The following is a 19,297-nucleotide window of genomic DNA, read 5'->3' on the forward strand; positions in this document are numbered from 1 at the left end:
TTTCGTTCATTTCAGCCGCTGAAAGCGCCAAGACATCCTCAATCCAGCCAAGTAAGCTTCCTGACGCTCCGATACCCCTGCCGCCAGCAGGGCCGGAGCAAACCGGCAGTTTCATTGTAGCGATCCCGCACTGTCGATGGGGGACGTCCTTACTTGGAGATATGTATTATGTTTCAGGAAAAAATTTGCGCGCGCTGGGTGAAGTTGGCGCTGGCTTTGTTGTCGACCCACACCGTGGCGGTGGCCCAGGCGCAGGAGCCGCTGGAGGCGGCCAAGCCGGCGGCCAAGATGGAGCGGGTGGAAATCACCGGCAGCAACATCAAGCGGATCGCGCAGGAGGGCGTCTCGCCGATGACCTTGATCAGCAAGGAGGACATCCAGCGCTCCGGCGCCACCTCGGTGCTCGACGTGTTGCGCAACCTGCCTTCGGTGGGCGGCAACGGCCGCGATTTCGGCGGCGGCAACGACTTCCGCAACGGCGCCAGCACGGCCACCCTGCGCGGCATGCCGACCTTGATCCTGTTGAACGGCAATCGTCTGCCGGTGTCCGGTTCGGACGACTCCAACGGCTTCACCTCGGTGGACTTGAACATGCTGCCGCTGGCGGCGATCGAGCGCATCGAGGTGCTCAAGGACGGCGCCTCGGCGATCTACGGCACCGACGCGGTGGGCGGCGTGATCAACTTCATCATGCGGCAGAACTACCAGGGCGTCGACCTGAACGCCAGCTACGGCGCCACCACGCTGGGCGGCGGCGATGTGCGCAAGCTGTCGGTGGCGGGCGGCTTCGGCGACCGCGCCACGCAGAAATTCAATCTGACCTACGCCGCCATGGTCGAGGACACCAAGCGCATCAAGGGCACCGAGCGCGACTGGGCCAACCACATCGACTTCGGCGCGCGCGGCGGCCTGCAGTACGCCAACGTCTACGGCGCCCACGGCACCGACGCCGGCACGCTGTCGATAGGCGGCAACCGCTTCGCCGACCCGGAATGCCTGGCCGGCTCCAAGCTGCCCTATCCGAGCGGGGCCGAATGGTTCCCCTCGCCGACCCGCAACGGCTGCCTGTCGGCGACGGCGGAATTCACCGACCTGGTCAAACCCTCGCGCCGCCTGGGCGCGACGGCCGCGCTGAACTGGGACATCGCGCCGGAGCTGACCTTGTTCGCCAACGCCTTCTTCACCAGTTTCGACAAGCGCATCGTCGGCCAGTCCTCCTGGCTGCAGAACCGCGCGCGCAACAACCTGGTCATCCCGGCCTCGAACCCCTTCAACACCTACGGCAAGCCGGTGACGGTGCGGCGCGATTTTCCGGTCTACGAGGGCGGCATCAAGACCAAGGTCGACAACCTCTGGCTGCTCACCGGCCTGAAGGGCGAGCTGGGCGGCTGGGACTGGTCGGCGACGCTGTCGCACGGCGAGGAGTCGGGCCGCAGCGACACCCTGGGCGCCTACAAGCTGGAGGAGTTGAACAAGGCGGTCGACGAGGGCCGCTTCAATCCCTTCGGCGTCAACCGCAATTCGGACGCCTTGATCCGGGAGTTGTCGGGCGAGATGTATGTGAAGACCCGCAGTAAATCCGATTCCGTCAAAGTGCAGGCCTCGACGGAGTTCGGCGAGCTGCCGGGCGGCAAGATCGGCGTCTCGCTCGGCGCCGAGCTGCGCAGGAATTCGCTGGCCTACACGCCCTCGCAGGATTGGCAGCAGGGCTTGCTGGGCCAGTACGCCGTGCTGCCGCCGATCGCCGGTTCGGAAAAGCTGTCGGCCGTGTACGCGGAGTTGAACTTGCCCTTGCTGAAGACGCTGGAGGCCCAGGCCGCCGTGCGCCACGACAAATACGAGCTGGCCGGCGGCACCACCAATCCCAAGCTCGGCCTGAAGTGGGCGCCGAGCAAGGCGCTCATGCTGCGCGCGAACTACAGCACCGGCATGGTCGCGCCGTCGCTGCCGCAGCGCTTCAGCGAAGGCCGCGACTCCTTCCTGCCGACCAAGGCCCGCACCGCTGCGTCGAGGGCGATGTGTACTTCGATTCCTTCTGCACCCGTTACGTCAAGGCGTCCAACGTCGGCACCAAGAATCTGCAGCCGGAGAAGTCGACCCAGTACAACCTCGGTTTCGTCATCGAGCCGCTCAAGGACCTGACCATCGGCCTGACCTACTACGACATCAAGTGGAAAAACAAGATCGATGTGCTCGACAACACGACGGTGCTCGACAACGAGGACGGCGCCTACCAAGCGCACGTGGTGCGCGACGCCGTCACGCCCGACGACATCGCGGCCTACGCGGCCCTGTCGGCGGCCGACCGGGCGCGCCTCGGGCCCTTGCGCGGCGAACTGGCCAACATCAAGACCGGCTGGGTGAACCGCTTCCAAACGCACACCTCCGGCGTCGACCTGGACGCGTCCTACACCTTCCGCAGCAACACGCTGGGCCGCATCAAGGTGTTCGGCGAAGCCAACTACACGCTGCGCTACGACACGGTGCTGTTGGCCGACAACGTCTACATCAACTGCGCCAACAACACCTCGTGCGACGCCGGCGAGTACGGCAAGCCGCGCCTGCTGGCCAACGTCGGCGTGAACTGGGACCGGGGGCCGTGGAGCGGCACCGGCATCGTCAAATACGTCGCCGGCACCAGGGTCGACCGCGCACCGTCGACCGTGCACAACCAGTGGTACGACTTCTATGCGAAGGGCGCGCGGATTCCCGCCATCGCCACCATGGACGCCTCGCTGGCCTATGCCGGCTTCAAGAACATGGTGGTGCGCGGCGGCGCCAACAATGTGTTCAACCGCGATCCGGCCTTCGATCCCGCGTCCTCGCTCGGCTACAACGACAACTGGGGCGATCCGCGTGGCCGCTATGTGTACCTCAGCCTGAACTACAGCTTCAAGTAGTCGGCGCCGAGCAGCGCGCCGCCTACTTGCCGTAGAGCTTAAGCAGCAACCACATCGGCAGGCCAAGGTACAGCGCGGCGCGGCCGACGCGCTCCAGCCAGCGGCGGATGTCGACGGTCCGCTTGGGCCGCAGCAGCGCCACCAGCAACGTTGCCGCTTCGATCGCCGCGCGCAGCAGCGCCGCGCTGAGCACCACGCCGATGGACCAGGCCGCCCACCACAGCATGAAGGCGCCGAGATAGGCCTTCAGGCCGTAGCTGTAGTATTCGCCGAACGCGCTGCCATAGGCGATATGCTGGTGCAGGTGGAAGGCCGGAATGGCGAGGGCGAGCGGGAACAGGACGAATTTGCTCAGCGGATGGTCGAGCTTCCAGCGGCGCAGCGCCTGGCGCGCCTGCGCATACGCGTACAGCATGGCGCCGCCGCGCGGCGCCAGCGGCGGGCCGCCGGCGCCGGCCATGGCGTCGGCCAGGGCGATGGGCCTGGCCAGCGCCAGTCCGTAGCGCCAGCGCCGGCCCGACGCCAAGCGCAAGGCCAGGCCGGGGCCGGGAACCGGCAGGCGCCACAAGTCGAGCGCGCCGATGTCGCCCAAGGCCAGCTCGATGCGCTGGGCGCCACGGCTCAGCACCAGCTTGCCGTCGCTTATCGTGGCGCGCGCGGCGAAGGCGAGCAGCACGCACCACGCGGCGGCCTCGGGGGCAAGGACGAGGCCGGCGAACAGGCGGATCTGCGCCAGCGTGTTGCTGCGCAGCGTATCGTCGCGCAGCAGCGCCAGGCACATGCCGAGCAGGCCGACGCGCGCCACGGCGCGCAACAGGCCGGCGGCGAGCCGCGCGGCGGGCGGCAGCAGCGCGACCTTGACGGGAAACGCCATGGCGGGCTGGTCCGCCGCCGGCGCATGGCCGGCTTGCGGCCGCCGCGCGGCGAGGGCCGCCAGCAGCAGCAGGAAGGCGGCGGCGGCCGGTCCGACCCAGTCGCCCCAGCGCACCACCAGCGTCGGCGCGGGCCGGCGCAGCTCCAGGTCGGCGACCAGCAGCGCCGGTTCGCCCATGCCGGTGCCGGCGAGCACGCTGCCGCTGGCGTCGATCACGGCGCTGTAGCCGTTGGTGGTGACGCGAAATTGCGGCAGCCGTGTTTCGATGCTGCGGAAGGCCGCCGCCGCCTGGTGCAAGCGCGCGCCCTGGCGGTCGAGGCTGAACCAGGAGTCGTTGGACATGGTCAGGATGGCCTGCGCGCCCAGGCGGGCGCCGTCGATGGCCAGGCCGGCGTCGACATCGTCGAGGCAGATCATGGGCAGCACCGGGATCTCGCGGCCGTCGGCCAGGCGCAGGGGGAAGACGCGCGCGCCGTTGCCGGGGCGCCAGGCGCCGGTCCACGGCAGCAGGCGGCGCAGCGCCGGCCGGTCGAGCCAGGCCGGCAGGTACTCGGTGAAGGGAAACAGCCGCGTCTTGCGGTAGAAACCCAGCAGGCCGCTGGCGGGCTGCACGAAGGCGGCGGCGTTGTATTCGCCGGCGCCGTCGCGGTCGTAGGTGCCGAAGACGAAGGGCACGCCGGCGGCGGCGACGTTGGCGAGGATCTCGCGATCGAATTCGGCGCCGGCCTCGCTCTTCGGCTGGCCGAAGGTGGTGGGGTAGGCGGTCTCCGACCAGAGCACGGCGTCGGCGTGCTGCCGCACCACGGCGTCGTAGCTCATCGCGAAATGGCGGTCGAGCACCTCGCGCACCACGGCGTAGCCGCCGCGCAGGCGCCGCTGGCCCTCGTAGTCGACCATGTTGGCTTGGATGAGCCCCATGCGCAGCGGCTTGCCGCCGGACGCGGCGGCGCCGGCGCCGCCGCCACCTGACAGCGCGGCCAGCCCGTAGCCCGCCAGCAGCAGGGGCGGCAGCGCGGCCAGCGCGAGCGGCTTGGCGACGGCGCGCCAGCCGTCGCCGCGCCGCGCCAGGGCCGCCGCGACGGCCTCGTTGGCCAGCAACAGCAGCAGCGTCAGGCCGGCGCCGGCGCCCACGTCGGCGCCCTGGCGCAGCAGCCGCGAGGGGTACAGGCCGTGGCCGAGCGTGTCGCCGAGCAGCCGGGGCAGCAGCCATTCGGCCGCCAGCCAAGCCGCCGCCGCCGCCAGCGCGCGCAGCAGCGGGCCGTGGCGGCGCCCGGCCAGATGGCGCGCCAACGCGAAGGCGAGGAACTGCGGCTGGAACAGCGGCGCGGCGAGCAGCAGCACGGCCAGGCCGGCCGTTTCGCCGACCTGGGTGTAGCGCCCGAGCGCGCTGCCGAGCCAGGCGAAGACGGCCGCCGTGAAGGCGAGCGACATGGCGTAGGCGCAGGCCAGCGTGCCGGCCAGCGTGCGGCGGGCGTCCAGCGCGCGCAACCAGGGCACCAGCAGCACGAAGCCCAGCAAGTAGCCGAGTCCGCCACTGGCGTACAGGGCCGACATGGCCGCGCTGGCGAGAACGCCGACGGCCATGCCGGCGGCGGGATGGGTGGTTTGCTTCAAGGTGGCTGCCTCGTCCTTGTCAACGGCCCGCGTTGGCCGTCGGCACCGGCGCGGGCAGGGTGATGCGCCGGATCGGCAGTCCGGGCGGGGCCAACTCCGGCGGCACGACGCGGTCGCTCGGCATGGCGAGCGGCTGCTGGTTGGCGTCGAGCAGTTGGAAGTCGGGGGCGAACATCAGGATGGCCTCGATGCGTTGGCCGTCGTCGGTCGCCTGGTGGTGGCGCACGTAGCCCTTCGGCAGGGCGAAGTCCTCGGGCACCGCCAGGCCGACCAGGGGCGGCCGCGTACCCGGCGGCGAAAACGCCCCCAGGCCGCTATGCACGCCGCGCTCGTGCAGGCGCTCGATCACCTCGGCCATGCTGGGGTTCTCGCCACGGGACAGATAGCTTTTCAGGTCGCGCGTCGGGTCGGCGTCGCCTTCCGGCGCGGGCGGCGGCGCGGCGGCGGCGTGCGGCGCAAGCGGGGCGGGCGGCGGCGCCGCCGTGGCGGCTGCCGCTGTGCCGGGCGCGGCCGGCGCGGTGGCGCCGGAGTCGGAGTCGGATGGCATGGTTAGGAAGATCAGCAAGCCGGCACCGGCAACGGCGAGCAGCAGCGCGAGGGCCAGATAGGCGGGGTTGGAGCGCCAAGCGCGACCGCCGCCGGCCGTATCGCTACGCTCCGGCGGCTGCTTGGTGGGTGGTGGCTTAGCCAAGGGGCGGGCGGGCTGCGGCCGTCAGGGCGCCGCCGCGTTGAAGATCGACACCGCCCAGCCCATGCGCTCGTGGCCGTACTGGTCCCAGATCGGGTTCTTGCCGTTGGCGAAAGAGCTGTAGCGCGCGGCGCCGTTGCCGCTGCTGCCGCCCCACAGGCCGGCGGTGACGGTGCTGCCGGTGTAGCTCGGGTGGGTGTCGTCGGACTGGATGTAGTCGTAGCTGCTGCTGGCCGAGACGAAATGGGTGTTGGCGTCGCGGATGGTCGAGCGCAGCGTCGAGCTGACCCGGTTCACATAGCTGGACTGGCTTTCGCCGGCGACATAGCGCAGCGCCTCGGCGTCGATCTTGCCGTCGCCGTTGGCGTCGTAGTCGGCGCCCATGTATTGGGCGAAGTTGTCCGCGCACATGAAGCCTTTTTGACGGGCGACGTCGCACATCATGTGGTTGATTCTGGCGATGGAGAGCAGGAACCTGTCCTGCATCTTGACGGTGGCGCCGCTCGACGGGTCCTTGCACGAGCTCTGCGTATTGTCGGCGGTATAGCCCGGGTAGTGCAGATTGGAGATCACCTTGGTCTTCACGCCGGCATAGGCGTTGGCGTTGATGTAGTCCATCGCCGCCGTCACATAGGTCTTGCAGGCGGCCTCGGCTGCGGTCAGCACGCTGTAGTCGCAGCTGCCTTCCTGGCTCTTGAAGGCGGTGCGGGCTTGCAGGCCGTCGTTGCCGCACATTTCGAAGGTGACCACGCGCGTGTTGCTCGCTTGCATGTACGAGCGCTCGGCGACGATCTTGTTGCTGTACACGTCGGAGGCGATCGCGCCGGACTTGGTGCGGCGCACGCTTTCGATGCCGGCGTTCCACTGCGCCGAGAGGTATTCCGCGTCGACCGTCGGCGCCGAGTATTTGGCCGCGCTGGTGACGGAGCCGTTGTAGCCGGCGTAGATCGAATCGCCGTAGGCCACCACGCGGTACTTGCTGCTGGTGCCGGGCCGGTCGATGGTCCACGAGACGTTTTGGTTCAGGGTGCTGGCCGCCGCCTGCGCCCCCAGGGCGAGCAGTGCGAGCGCGGGCAGTAACTTGCGCAAGGAATACCGAAAGCGAGTGTGCATAGCATGTCTCCGATCATCGATCTTCTAGGTGGCAGTTGTAGGTGACTTCTTCACTCACGCTATGACGCACAGGAACCCGGCCGCACAACGTGTGGTTGGCAAACAGTTCATGTTAGCAAAGCGACTAGTTGTTGTGTCCGCTTGGCCGCGGCTTGGCTCGCCAGGACAACAGAAAATGGCCAAGGGAGGATATTTTGTCGCGGCGCAGCCACAGCTGTCCGGCCACGCCCAAGCAAGTTCATCGGACACCGTGGCGGGACCGGGACTGTTCAGAACATGTGCCGCAAGCCCGCCATGCTCGGCGTGTCGGCATGTGGTGGTGCGCAGCTCCGGCACCGGCCACGCCATCGTCGACACGGGCGCGCTGAAGGTCATCATCGAGACCTGAGGCCGGGCCGGGCGGGTTTTTGCCGCGCGGCCGGCCTCGTTTCCGACGGGCCGGTGAGCGGGGGGGGCACTCAGGGCTGCAGCGCGTCCCCGCCGACCAATATCTCTTGGAACCCGGCGCCGTCGCGCAGCACGAACAGCGCGTCCATGCCCTTCTTCCTGGCCAGAGCGACACCGTCGATGGGGCCCAGCACCATCAACGCGGTGGCCCAGGCGTCGGCCAGCATGCAGGTGGGCGCCAGCACGGTGACGGCGGCAAGTTGGTTCGACAACGGCCGGCGCAGGGCCGGATGCATGGTGTGCGCATAGCGCACGCCGGCAACGTCGACCCAGCGGCGATAGTCGCCGGAGGTGGCGATCGCCGTGTCGTGCAGCTCCATCACGCCGGCCACCTCGCGGATGCCGAAAACCGGCTTCTCGATCGCCACCGCCCAGGCCGCGCCGTCGGGCTTTGCCGCCCGCGCCCGCATCTCGCCGTCGATGCCGACCAGGTAGCTGGTGACGCCGTGGCCATCGAGGCAGTGCGCCAGCTGGTCGACGCCGTAGCCCTTGGCGATGGCCGACAGGTCGAGCGCGAGCGGGGCCCGCTTGCGTACCTGCCGGCGCGCCAAGTCGACGTCGAGTATGTCGCCGGCCGGGCGGTAGGCGTCTTGCCGCCGTGCCGCCAGTTGCGCCGACGGTGTGCGTTGCGCCGGGCCGAAGCCCCAGTCCTCGACCAGTTGGCCAAGCCCCATGTCGAAGGCGCCAGCCGATTGCCGGCCGACGCGCAGTCCGGCATCCAACACATGCGCCAGCTCCGGCGGCACCGCCAGCCAGACATCTTCGGGGGCCGCGTTGAGGCGGCACAGGTCGGAGGCCGGGTTCCAGGTCGACATTTGCCGGTCGACCTTGTCCACGGCGGCGAACAGGCTGGCGTCGATGGCCGCCAGATCCACTTCATCGGGCGCGTAGAACACGGCGCTGTAGCGTGTCCCCATGGTTGCGCCGTTCAGGCTGTAACGCCGCGGGGGCGCCGACGGCTGTTCAGAAAACGTCTTCACGATACCTTCCGTCGTCGCGCAGCGCCTGCACGGTCAAGTTGAGCGGGGCGAGAATCTGGTCGATGGCCTGCCTGACGCTGTCGGCCATCGCGCGGCTGCCGCACAACAGCACCTGGCCGCCGTCTTCGATCAGCCGGCGCATGTTGTCGGCATCCTCGCTCAGGCGGTTCTGCACGCGGACGCCGTCCTTTATCCGCGAGAAGGCGGTGTGCAGCTGGGTCAGCCGGCGGTCGGCCAGATAGTCGCGCAGTTCCGGTTCGTAGAGGAAGTCGGAGTCCGGATCGCGGCCGCCCCAGTACAGGTACATCGGGTGTTTGCCGCTGTTGTTGCGGATGAAGCCGGCGAGCGGTCCGATCCCCGTGCCGGCGCCGATCAGGATGACCGGCGCCTTGCCGGAGGTCGGGCGGAAGCGGGGATTGGGCTGGATGAAGGCCTCGACGCGGTCGCCCGGCCGCAGTCCGTGCAGGTAGCTCGAACACAGGCCCGCCGGCTGCTTGCGCACACAAATTTCCAGCACGCCGTCGTTGGAACCGCTCGCCAGCGAGTAGAAGCGCGGCATCGGACTGCCTGGCGCGATGATGCCGGCCAGGTCGCCGGCTTCGAAGCGGGGCAGGCGCCGCCGCGCCAGCAGGCCGTTCAGCCATCCCGGCGTCGGCGCCGGCGCGGCGACAAAACGCAGCACCACGGTGGGTTCCTGCTGCTCGCGGCCATAGTCGACGCGTTCGCGCAGTTGCAGGGCGGTGGTGGGCGGATGGGCCGGCGCGTGTTCGAGCACCAGCGGGTGGCCGAGCAGGGCGCCGACGGCGGCGCCCCAGCGGGCGAACTCCTGCGTCGATTGGCGGTCGATCGTCGCCGGGGCGCACAGCCGGCGCCAGCCGCGCGCGGCCAGCGCCGCGTCGACGTCCAGGGCGAACTGGCAGAACTTGGGGAACTGGCGGTCGCCGAAGCCGAGCACGGCGAAGCTGGCGGCCGGGTTGGGGGCGATGGCGGCGAGACGGGCGAGGAATTGGCTGGCCGAGGCGGGCGCGTCGCCGTCGCCATAGGTCGCCGTCAACAGGAACAGGTGGCGCGCCGCGCCGTGCCGCGGCGAGAGCTGGTTCATCGGCGCCGTGTGCACCCGCCGCCCGGCCGTCGTCAGGGCGTCGTGCAGCGCCCGCGCGAAGCCCCAGGTGCTGTTGTTTTCGCTGCCGACCAGGATCACCGTGTCGGCCGTGCGCAGTGGGGTGTTGCCGGCGATGCGCGGCTTGGCGCGCCGCCGCTGCCACCACACCGTCGCGCCGGTCGCCGCCAGCCAGGGCGCGCCGAGCGCGCTCAGGCCGAGCAGGAGGCCGAGCCACCACATGCCTTCGCCGGTATGGAGTTGATAGACGAGTTCATAGGCCTCGCGCGCGCCGCTGTGGGCGCGATAGGCCAGCAGGGCGCCGCTGGACTGGTCGACATAGGCGTCGCCGCGCGCGGTGCGCAAGGTGTAGACGGCGGAACGGTCGCCGGGCAGCGGGAAGACCAGTTCGCGCAGGTCGGCCAGCTCGGTGGCCAGCAGCGCCGGCAGGCGGGCGGCCGGCAGCGGCGCGCCGCCGGAGGTGGTGGCGGGGAAGTCTGGCTCGTCGCGCGTGCCGTCGGTCACCAGGGCGAAGGTCGCCGCCGACATGTAGCTGCCGGTCAAGGCCGACAACAGCAGCCCGGCGGCGGCGAGGCGGGCGACCGCGGCGTGCCAGCGCTGGCTGCGGCTGCCGTGCAGTGGGCGCGCCAGGCGGCGCCAGCCGCCGACCCGTTTGAGCAGCAGGGCGATGCCCGAGGCCGACAGCAGCAGCATCGTCAGCGCCGTCAGGCCGGTGGCGGCGCTGCCTGCCGTGTCGAGGAACAGGGAGCGGTGCAGCTCCTTGACCCAGCGCGAGAAGGCCGACGGCGCGTACGGCGCGAGCCCCGCGCCGCTAGCCGGATCGACCCGCGCGGCGCCCGACACGTCGCCCGAGCTGTAGTAGACGATGATCGCGCCGGACGGCGTGCGCTGGATCTGTTCGACCCCCGGGTAGTGGCGCGCCACGCGGCCGGCCAGCTCGGCGACGCTGAGGCCGGCCGGCAGGCTGGTGCCGAGCCGCTCGAGCGCGGGGTCGACGGACAGGACGGCGCCGGTCAAGCCCATCAGCGCGACCAGCAGGGCGCTGACCAGGCCGGGGAGCGAATGGAGCCGTCGCAACATGCTGGCGGCGCTTACATGTCGTAGGTGAAGGACTTGACGTAGCCGCGCCCGCCGACCGGCTTGCCGGCGCCCTGTTTGCCCAGCGGCGCGCGGGCATCGGCGGGATTGTCGCGGCCGTCCTCGACCGCGCTGTCGACGCGGATTTCATATCCCGCGTCGATCAGGGTGTCGGCCAGCTCGACCGTCACCTTGAGCGTCTTGCCGCTGCCCACGCTGGCGCCGCTGATCCCGTCGAACTCGCGGGTATCGAGCCCGCTGCCGCGCGCCCAGTCGCTCAGGTGCTTGTAATACTTCGCCTTCTTGCCGGCGACCCAGAGCGTCTTTTTGTATTTTCCGGCCGCGTCGGTGACATAGAACGCCAGGTAGGCGCCATTGCCGGCGTAGCTTTTCAGCTGGGTGGTGAGCACCACCGGGCGCGCTTGGACCAGGCCGGGCAGCGCCAAGGCGCCCGCCAGGCAGGCGTAGGCCGTCATGTGTTTCATTGAATTTCTCCTCTGGATGTTGGCCCCGTGCGGCGGCGCAGCGGCCCCGCCGGCGGCGGGCCGAGATAGTCCGACGCGTCGCCGGTCTCGCCGAAGTCCACCGCAAGGCTGCGCATGCGCAGCGAGGCCGGCGCGTACTTGGCCTTGATCTTGTTGCCGTTGCGGTCGGTCCCGCGCAGCTCGTAGCAGCCGTCGTCGATCTTGATGCGCTGGACCGTCCAGCCGCGCTGTTCGGCTTCCCGCTGCAATAGTTCGCGCGGTTTCCAGTCGGAAATTGGGTCCGTGCAATTGACCTCGGAGAACGCCGCGCCGCTGGCGGCCAGGGCGGCCAGGGCAAAGTACGTGCGAATTGGGGGCATCGCTTACTCCTCGGTGGGCTTGCGTCATGCTAGCGGCCGCTGCTGACGCCAGCCTTACGCGCCAGGCCGTCAGCAGGTTTTTCCACAGATTACTCTTATGTCATATAGAAGACTTGAGCCGATCGGTGGTATTATCCGTACTGTCGCATCGACCTCTGGCGGTGTCGTTTTTCGGTTTGTAGAAAAAATGACAGGATCAGGAGGGGAGGGGTGCCGTAGACTGGCACCCCGGCACGAATGCGGGCCGAACCTTAAACCACCTACATGTGAGAGTATCCATGCTCCAAGAATATCGCCAACACGTCGCCGAACGCGCAGCCCTCGGTATCCCCGCGCTGCCTTTGTCCGCCCAACAAACCGAACAGCTGGTCGCCCTGCTGAAGAACCCGCCTGAAGGCGAGGGCGCGTTCCTGGTCGATCTGTTGACCTACCGCGTTTCCGCCGGTGTCGACGACGCCGCCAAGGTCAAGGCCGAGTTCCTGGACCTGGTCGCCAAGGGCAAGATCGCCTGCGCGCTGGTCTCGCGCGCCAGCGCCACCCACTTGCTGGGCACCATGCTGGGCGGCTTCAACGTCAAGCCGATGATCGACCTGCTGGCCGACGCCGAAGTCGGCGCCGTCGCCGCCGAAGGCTTGAAGAAGACCCTGCTGGTGTTCGACTTCTTCCACGACGTCAAGGAACTGGCCGACCAGGGCAATGCCAACGCCAAGGGCGTGCTGCAATCCTGGGCCGACGCCGAGTGGTTCACCTCGCGTCCTGAAGTACCGCAAAGCCAGACCCTGACCGTGTTCAAGGTCACCGGCGAAACCAACACCGACGATCTGTCGCCGGCACCGGACGCCACCACCCGCCCGGACATTCCACTGCACGCCCTGGCGATGCTGAAGAACCCGCGTCCGGGCATCGAAGCGGACGAGCCGGGCAAGGTCGGTCCGATCAAGCAACTGGAAGCGCTGCGCGCCAAGGGCCACCTGATCGCCTACGTCGGCGACGTGGTCGGCACCGGTTCCTCGCGCAAGTCGGCCACCAACTCCGTGTTGTGGTTCACCGGCGAAGACATTCCTTTCATTCCGAACAAGCGTTTCGGCGGCTTCTGCCTGGGCAACAAGATCGCTCCGATCTTCTACAACACGATGGAGGACGCCGGCGCGCTGCCGATCGAACTCGACGTGAACCAGATGAACATGGGCGACGTGATCGAGCTGCGTCCGTACGAAGGCAAGGCGCTGAAGGACGGCGTGGTCATTTCCGAGTTCACCGTCAAGTCCGACGTGATCTTCGACGAAGTGCGCGCCGGCGGCCGTATTCCGCTGATCATCGGCCGTGGCCTGACCAGCAAGGCGCGCGAAGCGCTGGGTCTGCCTGCATCGACCCTGTTCCGCCTGCCGACCAACGTCGCCGCCTCGACCAAGGGCTTCACCCTGGCGCAGAAGATGGTCGGCCGCGCCTGCGGTCTGCCTGAAGGCCAGGGTGTGCGTCCGGGCACCTACTGCGAACCGAAGATGACCACCGTCGGCTCGCAGGACACCACCGGCCCGATGACCCGCGACGAGCTGAAGGATCTGGCTTGCCTGGGCTTCTCGGCCGACATGGTGATGCAGTCCTTCTGCCACACCGCCGCCTATCCGAAGAAGGTCGACGTCATCACCCACCAGACCCTGCCGCGCTTCATCTCGACCCGTGGCGGCGTCTCGTTGCGTCCGGGCGACGGCGTGATCCACTCCTGGCTGAACCGTCTGCTGCTGCCCGACACCGTCGGCACCGGCGGCGACTCGCACACCCGCTTCCCGATCGGCATCTCGTTCCCGGCCGGTTCCGGCCTGGTCGCCTTCGCCGCCGCCACCGGCGTGATGCCGCTGGACATGCCCGAATCGATCCTGGTGCGCTTCAAGGGCACCATGCAGCCGGGCGTCACGCTGCGCGACCTGGTCAACGCGATTCCGCTGTACGCCATCCGCCAGGGCCTGCTGACGGTCGAAAAACAGGGCAAGAAGAACGTCTTCTCCGGCCGCATCCTGGAAATCGAAGGCCTGCCGAACCTGAAGGTCGAACAAGCCTTCGAGCTGTCCGACGCCTCGGCCGAGCGCTCCGCCGCCGGTTGCACGGTGCATCTGGACAAGGCGCCGATCATCGAATACATGACCTCGAACATCACGCTGATGAAGTGGATGATCGCCAACGGCTACGAAGACAAGCGCACCCTGGCGCGCCGCATCGCCGCCATGGAAGCCTGGCTGGCCGATCCTAAGCTGCTGGCGCCGGACGCCGACGCCGAGTACGCCACCGTCATCGAAATCGACCTGGCCGACATCCACGAGCCTATCGTCGCCTGCCCGAACGATCCGGACGACGTCAAGATGCTGTCCGAAGTGGCCGGCGCGAAAATCGACGAAGTCTTCGTCGGTTCGTGCATGACCAACATCGGCCACTTCCGCGCCGCCTCGACCCTGCTCGAAGGCAAGACCGACATTCCGGTCCGCCTGTGGATCGCGCCGCCGACCAAGATGGACCAGCAGCAGTTGATGGCCGAAGGCCACTACGGCACGCTGGGCCGCACCGGCGCGCGCATGGAGCTGCCGGGCTGCTCGCTGTGCATGGGCAACCAGGCGCAGGTGCGCAAGGGTTCGACCGCGATGTCGACCTCGACCCGCAACTTCCCCAACCGTCTGGGTCTGGACACCCAGGTCTACCTCGGCTCGGCCGAGCTGGCCTCGGTCTGCGCCATGCTGGGTCGTATTCCGACCAAGGAAGAGTACATGGCCAACATCGGCACGCTCGACAAGAACGCCGCCGACGTCTACCGCTACATGAATTTCGACAAGATCAAGGAATTCAGCGACGTCGCCGACACCGTCAGCTTGTAATTGAGGGCGGCGGCGCGCTAGCGCCGTCGCGCCTCGCCTGACATCCCCGCCGCGTGCACCACGCGGCGGGGATTTTTTTTGCGCGCGGGCGGCGCGCCCGCGCGGCAGCGGGAGCCAACAGCTCAGGCCAGCGCGGCCCTCAAGCTGCCTTGGTGCAGCGCGCGGGAAACCGGGCAGCACAACTCCAGCTCTTGCTCCTCGTAGCCGCGTTGCATCAGGCCGTACCAGCCCCGGCCGAAGCGCGGCGCCACGCCGGCGTAGGCGAAGCCGGCCCGGTGCAGCTCCTGCATGGCGGCCGGGGCGCGCCGGTCCAGGGCCAGCTTGACGTAGATCAGCCGCCCCGTCGGCATGCGGGCGACCTCGGATAGATGGGCCGCGCTCGGCTGGTTCAAGCTCACCTCTATCCTTTGCTCCTGGCTGGCCACCACGATGGCCGGCCCCTGCGCGGCGGGGACGGCCGGCTGGGTGCCGAAGTGCCGCTCCATCGGCGCGATCCAGTCGCGGCATGCCGGCGGCCACGACAGCGCTGGCAGCGGGCTCGCCTGCAACGGCAGGCAGCCCAGCACGATGCTCTCCCGCCCGGTGCTGGCGAAGGGCGAGGCGACATAGTCGAGCAGCAGGCCGACGGTGTGGAAGCCCAGCGTCTGCGCCAGGCGCTGGCTTTGCCCGTGCGAGGACACCTGCTTGATGGTCACGCAGCGCAGCCCCTGTTTGCCGGCCAGCTGGCACAGATGGCGCCCCAGGATGGTGGCGATGCCCAGGCCGCGCGCGCTCGGGTGGACCACGTTGAGCGCCAGCTCGGCGCAGTCGGGCGTGTCGGGGTGGCGCCACAGGACGGCGTGGCCGACGATCGCGCCGTCGACGCAGGCGACCGACGATTGCCAGAGCTGTTGCTCGTTGTTGTGGTGGATCATCGACGGCAGGTAGACGTCCGGATACACATAGCGGTCGCCATACACGGCGCGGAACAAGGCGCTGACGTTCGCCGCGTCGCTGGGCGCGAAATCGCGGATGGAAACGACGGCTTGCGGCGTTTGGCTCATGTCGCGCCCTCCGCGTCGGCGGCATAGTCGCGCTGGTCGACGATGCGCATCAGCTTGCCAGAGCGCGGGTGGAAGCGCGCCTGCGCCAGCGGGCCATGTTCGACCAGCAAGCGCAGCTGGTCCTGCTCGATGCCGGCCCGGATGGGCGGCAAGCGCGTCAGCAGGGCGGCGCGCAGCCGGGCCGTCGCCGCGCTGTCGATGTCGCACTCGGCCAGCAGGCGCAGGGTCAGTTGGTCGCGGCCGTCGGCGCGGCCGATCACCAGCTGCCACAGGACGTCGCCGAGCTGTTCGCGCACCAGCCCGTCTATTTCCTCCGGAAACAGCGACAGCGTGCCGACCCGCACACGGCGGCCCTGGCTGGCGCGGCCGCGCAGCACGAACTTGCGTTGCGCACCGCCGGCCGGCTCGCACCAGGCGGCCAGGTCGCCGCTCGGATAGCGGATCAAGGGCATCAGGCGACGCTTCAGGTTGGTCACCACCAGCACGCCGTTGCGGCCCACCTCGTCGATCACCAGGCCGCTGGCCTCGTCGACGATTTCGACGATCGTCTCGCCGTCGAAGACGCGGTGCTCGCCCAGGGCGCAATCGGGCGTGCTGGCCCCCACCAGGCCGGCGTCGACGCTGGCGCAGCCGATCGAGGCGAACAGCGCGTTGGGGAAGGTGTCCCTCAGCAGCGCGATCTGGTCGGCGAACAGGCTTTCGCCGCCGTACAGGATGGTGCCCACGCCGGGCAGGACTTGGCCGGCGGCCGCCAGATGGCCGGCGAAGCGCATCAGCTGGGCCGGCACGCAGGCCAGCACGTTGATCTGGTGAAGCTCGACGGCCTGGGCCAGGGCGGCCGGCTCCATCGTCCCGGTGAACGGGTATTCGCAGACCGGCACGGGCGATAGTGCCAGCGCGCTGTGGATGAACAGGAAGCTGGTGTACAGGTCGCCGGCGAAGAACAGGTTGGCGACGCGGTCGCCCGGCCGCAGGCGGCTGCCCAGCGCGGTGCCGAAGGCGCGCACGAAGTCGTTCCATTCGGCCCGCGTGTAGACGGACAGCTTGCCCTCGCCGCTGGAGCCGCCGGTCTTGAACACGTGGCCGTCGGTAACGGGGCCGGTCAACACCGGCCAGGATGCCAGCGGCATCGAATGCCGCCAATAGTCGGCCGGCTCGATCAGCGGCAGATCCCGCAGGCGCCAGCCGGCGGCCGGCAGCGCGCGGTACAGTTCGGCGTAAAAGGGCGCGTGCTGGCGCGCGTGGCGCACCAGGTCGTCAAGGTGAGGGTGCATGCCGTCTATCCTTCCACCACGTTGGCGGTGCCGCCGCTGCGCGCGGCGGCCCGGCGCCGGTCCAGCACCAGCGGCGTCTTGCCGCTCTGCGGGTGGCGCGCGAACTGCGTGGCGTCGCTGGCGACCATCTCCAGCTCCAGCAAGCCGCACTCGATGACCTGCTCGAGCATCGGATGCAGCAGCATGCGGCTGCGCGCCTGCTCGATGTCGCCCTCCACCCGCGCCTCGATGCGGTCGCAGCCGTTGGCCGCGTAGTCGATCAGGAACTGGACGGGGGCGCCGATGTGCTCGGCCATCTGGGCCGGATTGAGGTAGACCGTGCCCACGCGCATCAGCTGGCCATACCGTCCGCACAGTTCGAAGCGCGGCGTGGGCAGCCCGCAGGCGCAGTCGCCGGGCAGCCAGCGGCCCAGGTCGCCCAGCTCGTAGCGCGCCACCGTTTGTCCCTCGCGCGCGCGCGAGGTGAACAGCAGGCGGCCGACGCCGCCCGGCGCGGCGGGGCGGTCGTGCTCGGGGTCGACGATTTCCAGCCACTGCGTCTCGGCCATCAGATGGAACACGCCGTCGTCGCCGGCGGCGCAGGCGTGGCCCAGCGGGCCGGCGTCGACCGAGCCGTAGATGGCCGAGCGGATCAGCGGGATGCCGAAGCCGGCCAGGAAGTCGCGCTGGGCGTCGTTCAGGTGCTCGCCGCCGAGCAGGATTTTTTGCACGCCGCCGTATTCGCGCAGCATCGCCTCGTGCTGCACGAACAGCCGGTGAATGGTGCCGGGCATGCCGACCAGGGTGTTGATCCTTTGCTGGACGATGAGGCGGGCGATGTCGCCGCAATCCTCGGTGGCCGGGCCGCCCATGGGGAAATGGGTGGCGGACAATTTGTCGAGGATGGTGAAGAAGCTCAACAGACCGCCGTACAGTTCGCCGCCGTACAGCAGGTTGACCACCCGGTCGTGCCGCGGATCGAGGCCGGCGGCGAACAGGCCGTCGGCCGCCGCCCGCATTTGCCGGTGGTAGTCGCGGTAGCTGAAGCCGGCCAGCTTGGGCTCGCCGCTGCTGCCGCCGCTGCGGAAGAACAGCTGCGCCCGCTCGTTGACGCCGTTGCGTTGGAAGTCGGCCTTGTTCATGATGGCGTGCCGCGCCAGGCCGGCCGGCGGCGGCGGCGGCAGGTCCAGCGTGGCGTGGCCGGCCAGGTTGTTGGCCGGCAGCGTGACGGAGGCCCGCTTGGCCAGGCGCGCCAGCGCGTAGACGCCGTCGTGCGGCTCGCCGTGGTAGCCGTCGTGCATGGCGGCGGGCGGCACGACGCGGCTGACGCCGGCGGCCAGCAGCAGTTGGCTCAGCTCGGCCAGTTGCCGCGCCGGCGCGACCAGGCCGCAGGTTTGCAGCTGGGTGCGCCATGGTTGCAGCACGGCGACCAGTTGCGCGCGCGGCACGGGCCGCAGTTGCACCGTGCGGAACAGCGGCGAGCCGGCCAGCGCGGGCGTGTGGGCCCAGACGACGCGCCAACCCGGCTCCTGCCAGATCTGGCCGGCGATGCCGCCGAAGCTCTGGTCGAGGCGGGCGAAGGCCACTTGGGTGCTGATCTCGGCGGCCTCCTGTTCGTTGGGGACCAGCGCCGGCCAGTGCGGCGCGCGGCGCGCCAGCGCCTGCGCCAGTTGCGCGCCGACGCGGCGCAGCACCTCCGGCTCGTCGCTGTCGACCAGCACGCATTGCGGGCTGGAGCAGGCCTGCTGGTCGAGGCGGCAGACCTCGTCGGCCAGCGCCTCCAGCTGCGCCGTGTCGGCGGCCTCGGCCACCAGGTAGGCGAAGCTGATGCGGTGGCCCCAGTCGATCCAGCGGCAGCCGGCCGGCGCCTGCAGGCGGATGGCCGCCAGCGCGGTGGCGCCGCCCCAGGCCGAAATGGCGTCGGCCGGCTTGAACAGGGCGCTCAGATCGCGCCCCGGCAGCGGCAGCACGGCGAGGTAGTCGGCCAGCGTGCCGCCCGCGTCGTGGCGCAGGAACTCGGCCAGCAGGCGGGCGCTGCGGCCGTCGTCGCTGCCACTGGGGCGCAGCCAGTTGACGTTGCCCACCAGCAGGCTTTCCAGCATGGCGAAGAAGGGCAGCAGCGCGGCGTTGCCCGGGGTGATGTGCACCACCAGGCCCAGCGGGCGCCAGCTTTCGAACTGCTGGCGGTCGTAGCCGATGCGGCGCAGCGAGAAGGGCGCCTCGCCCAGCTCGCGCTCGAGCTTGGCGGCGAGGGCGTCGCGCCGGCAAAAGGCGCTCAGCGCGGCGCGGCTGGCGGCGTCGATGTCGCCGCCGTCGGCCTGCGCGTCCAGCGCGGCGGCGAATTTTTCGGCGCAGGAAAGCACCGTCTCGACGTCGAAGCGGGCGGCCAGCGTGGCGGGCAGGCGCGCCTGCAGGGCGGCCAGCAGCGCGGTGGCCTCGGCCTGGGCCGAGGGATGCAGTGTGCCATGGGCGAGATACAT

Annotated in this window: 14 protein-coding genes; 4 read left to right on the forward strand and 10 right to left on the reverse strand. The window is 69.5% G+C overall.

Annotated elements, in window-relative coordinates:
- Window positions 1-168: 168 nt before the first annotated feature.
- Window positions 169-2,142 carry a TonB-dependent siderophore receptor gene (locus QC826_RS11050; RefSeq protein WP_279765658.1) on the forward strand — a complete coding sequence of 658 codons (1,974 nt, stop codon included), beginning with the start codon at window positions 169-171 and terminating at the stop codon, window positions 2,140-2,142.
- Entirely contained in the window at window positions 2,079-2,900 is an 822-nt protein-coding gene (locus tag QC826_RS11055; protein WP_279766447.1) for a TonB-dependent receptor domain-containing protein, read from the forward strand. The genes QC826_RS11050 and QC826_RS11055 overlap by 64 nt, the downstream gene beginning before the upstream one ends.
- Window positions 2,901-2,922: 22 nt before the next feature.
- On the opposite strand, the gene lnt is transcribed toward QC826_RS11055, so the two are convergent.
- The 3 genes from lnt to QC826_RS11070 form a co-directional block, all read right to left on the reverse strand.
- Window positions 2,923-5,388, reverse strand: a complete 2,466-nt coding sequence (gene lnt / locus QC826_RS11060) for an apolipoprotein N-acyltransferase (protein WP_279765660.1) — start codon at window positions 5,386-5,388, stop codon at window positions 2,923-2,925.
- A gap of 19 nt (window positions 5,389-5,407) precedes the next feature.
- On the reverse strand, window positions 5,408-5,953 hold the full coding sequence (locus QC826_RS11065) for a hypothetical protein (protein WP_279765662.1): 546 nt from the start codon (window positions 5,951-5,953) through the stop codon (window positions 5,408-5,410).
- A 147-nt stretch (window positions 5,954-6,100) separates the two neighbouring features.
- Window positions 6,101-7,165 (reverse strand): SGNH/GDSL hydrolase family protein, encoded by a 1,065-nt coding sequence (locus QC826_RS11070; RefSeq protein WP_279765663.1) that lies wholly within the window; start codon window positions 7,163-7,165, stop codon window positions 6,101-6,103.
- A gap of 199 nt (window positions 7,166-7,364) precedes the next feature.
- Here QC826_RS11070 and QC826_RS11075 point away from each other — a divergent pair, with 199 nt between their 5' ends.
- Window positions 7,365-7,577, forward strand: a complete 213-nt coding sequence (locus tag QC826_RS11075; protein WP_279765665.1) for a hypothetical protein — start codon at window positions 7,365-7,367, stop codon at window positions 7,575-7,577.
- Between the two features lie 70 nt (window positions 7,578-7,647).
- Here QC826_RS11075 and QC826_RS11080 read toward each other — a convergent pair whose 3' ends face one another.
- Genes QC826_RS11080 through QC826_RS11095 form a run of 4 tightly spaced genes read right to left on the reverse strand, consistent with a single transcriptional unit; the run spans window position 7,648 to window position 11,657 of the window.
- Window positions 7,648-8,553, reverse strand: coding sequence for an FAD:protein FMN transferase (locus QC826_RS11080; RefSeq protein WP_279765666.1), 906 nt, complete (start codon window positions 8,551-8,553; stop codon window positions 7,648-7,650).
- A 46-nt stretch (window positions 8,554-8,599) separates the two neighbouring features.
- Window positions 8,600-10,816 carry a PepSY domain-containing protein gene (locus tag QC826_RS11085; RefSeq protein ID WP_279765667.1) on the reverse strand — a complete coding sequence of 739 codons (2,217 nt, stop codon included), beginning with the start codon at window positions 10,814-10,816 and terminating at the stop codon, window positions 8,600-8,602.
- 11 nt (window positions 10,817-10,827) lie between these two features.
- Window positions 10,828-11,298, reverse strand: a complete 471-nt coding sequence (locus tag QC826_RS11090; RefSeq protein ID WP_279765668.1) for a DUF2271 domain-containing protein — start codon at window positions 11,296-11,298, stop codon at window positions 10,828-10,830.
- On the reverse strand, window positions 11,295-11,657 hold the full coding sequence (locus QC826_RS11095) for a PepSY domain-containing protein (protein WP_279765670.1): 363 nt from the start codon (window positions 11,655-11,657) through the stop codon (window positions 11,295-11,297). Before QC826_RS11095 ends, QC826_RS11090 begins: the two co-directional genes overlap by 4 nt.
- Window positions 11,658-11,935: 278 nt before the next feature.
- On the opposite strand from QC826_RS11095, the gene QC826_RS11100 reads away from it, so the two are divergent.
- A complete protein-coding gene (locus tag QC826_RS11100; protein WP_279765671.1) occupies window positions 11,936-14,521 on the forward strand; it encodes a bifunctional aconitate hydratase 2/2-methylisocitrate dehydratase in 2,586 nt (861 codons plus the stop codon).
- Window positions 14,522-14,643: 122 nt separating this feature from the next.
- Here QC826_RS11100 and QC826_RS11105 read toward each other — a convergent pair whose 3' ends face one another.
- Genes QC826_RS11105 through QC826_RS11115 form a run of 3 tightly spaced genes read right to left on the reverse strand, consistent with a single transcriptional unit; the run spans window position 14,644 to window position 19,297 of the window.
- Window positions 14,644-15,564: a GNAT family N-acetyltransferase gene (locus QC826_RS11105; protein ID WP_279765672.1), complete on the reverse strand. Its 921-nt coding sequence runs from the start codon at window positions 15,562-15,564 to the stop codon at window positions 14,644-14,646.
- Window positions 15,561-16,838 (reverse strand): phenylacetate--CoA ligase family protein, encoded by a 1,278-nt coding sequence (locus QC826_RS11110; protein ID WP_279765673.1) that lies wholly within the window; start codon window positions 16,836-16,838, stop codon window positions 15,561-15,563. Before QC826_RS11110 ends, QC826_RS11105 begins: the two co-directional genes overlap by 4 nt.
- 5 nt (window positions 16,839-16,843) lie before the next feature.
- Window positions 16,844-19,297 carry an acyl-CoA reductase gene (locus tag QC826_RS11115; RefSeq protein ID WP_279765674.1) on the reverse strand — a complete coding sequence of 818 codons (2,454 nt, stop codon included), beginning with the start codon at window positions 19,295-19,297 and terminating at the stop codon, window positions 16,844-16,846.

It is taken from the genome of Rugamonas sp. DEMB1, assembly GCF_029834475.1.
In the GTDB taxonomy this organism is placed as follows: domain Bacteria; phylum Pseudomonadota; class Gammaproteobacteria; order Burkholderiales; family Burkholderiaceae_D; genus Rugamonas; species Rugamonas rubra.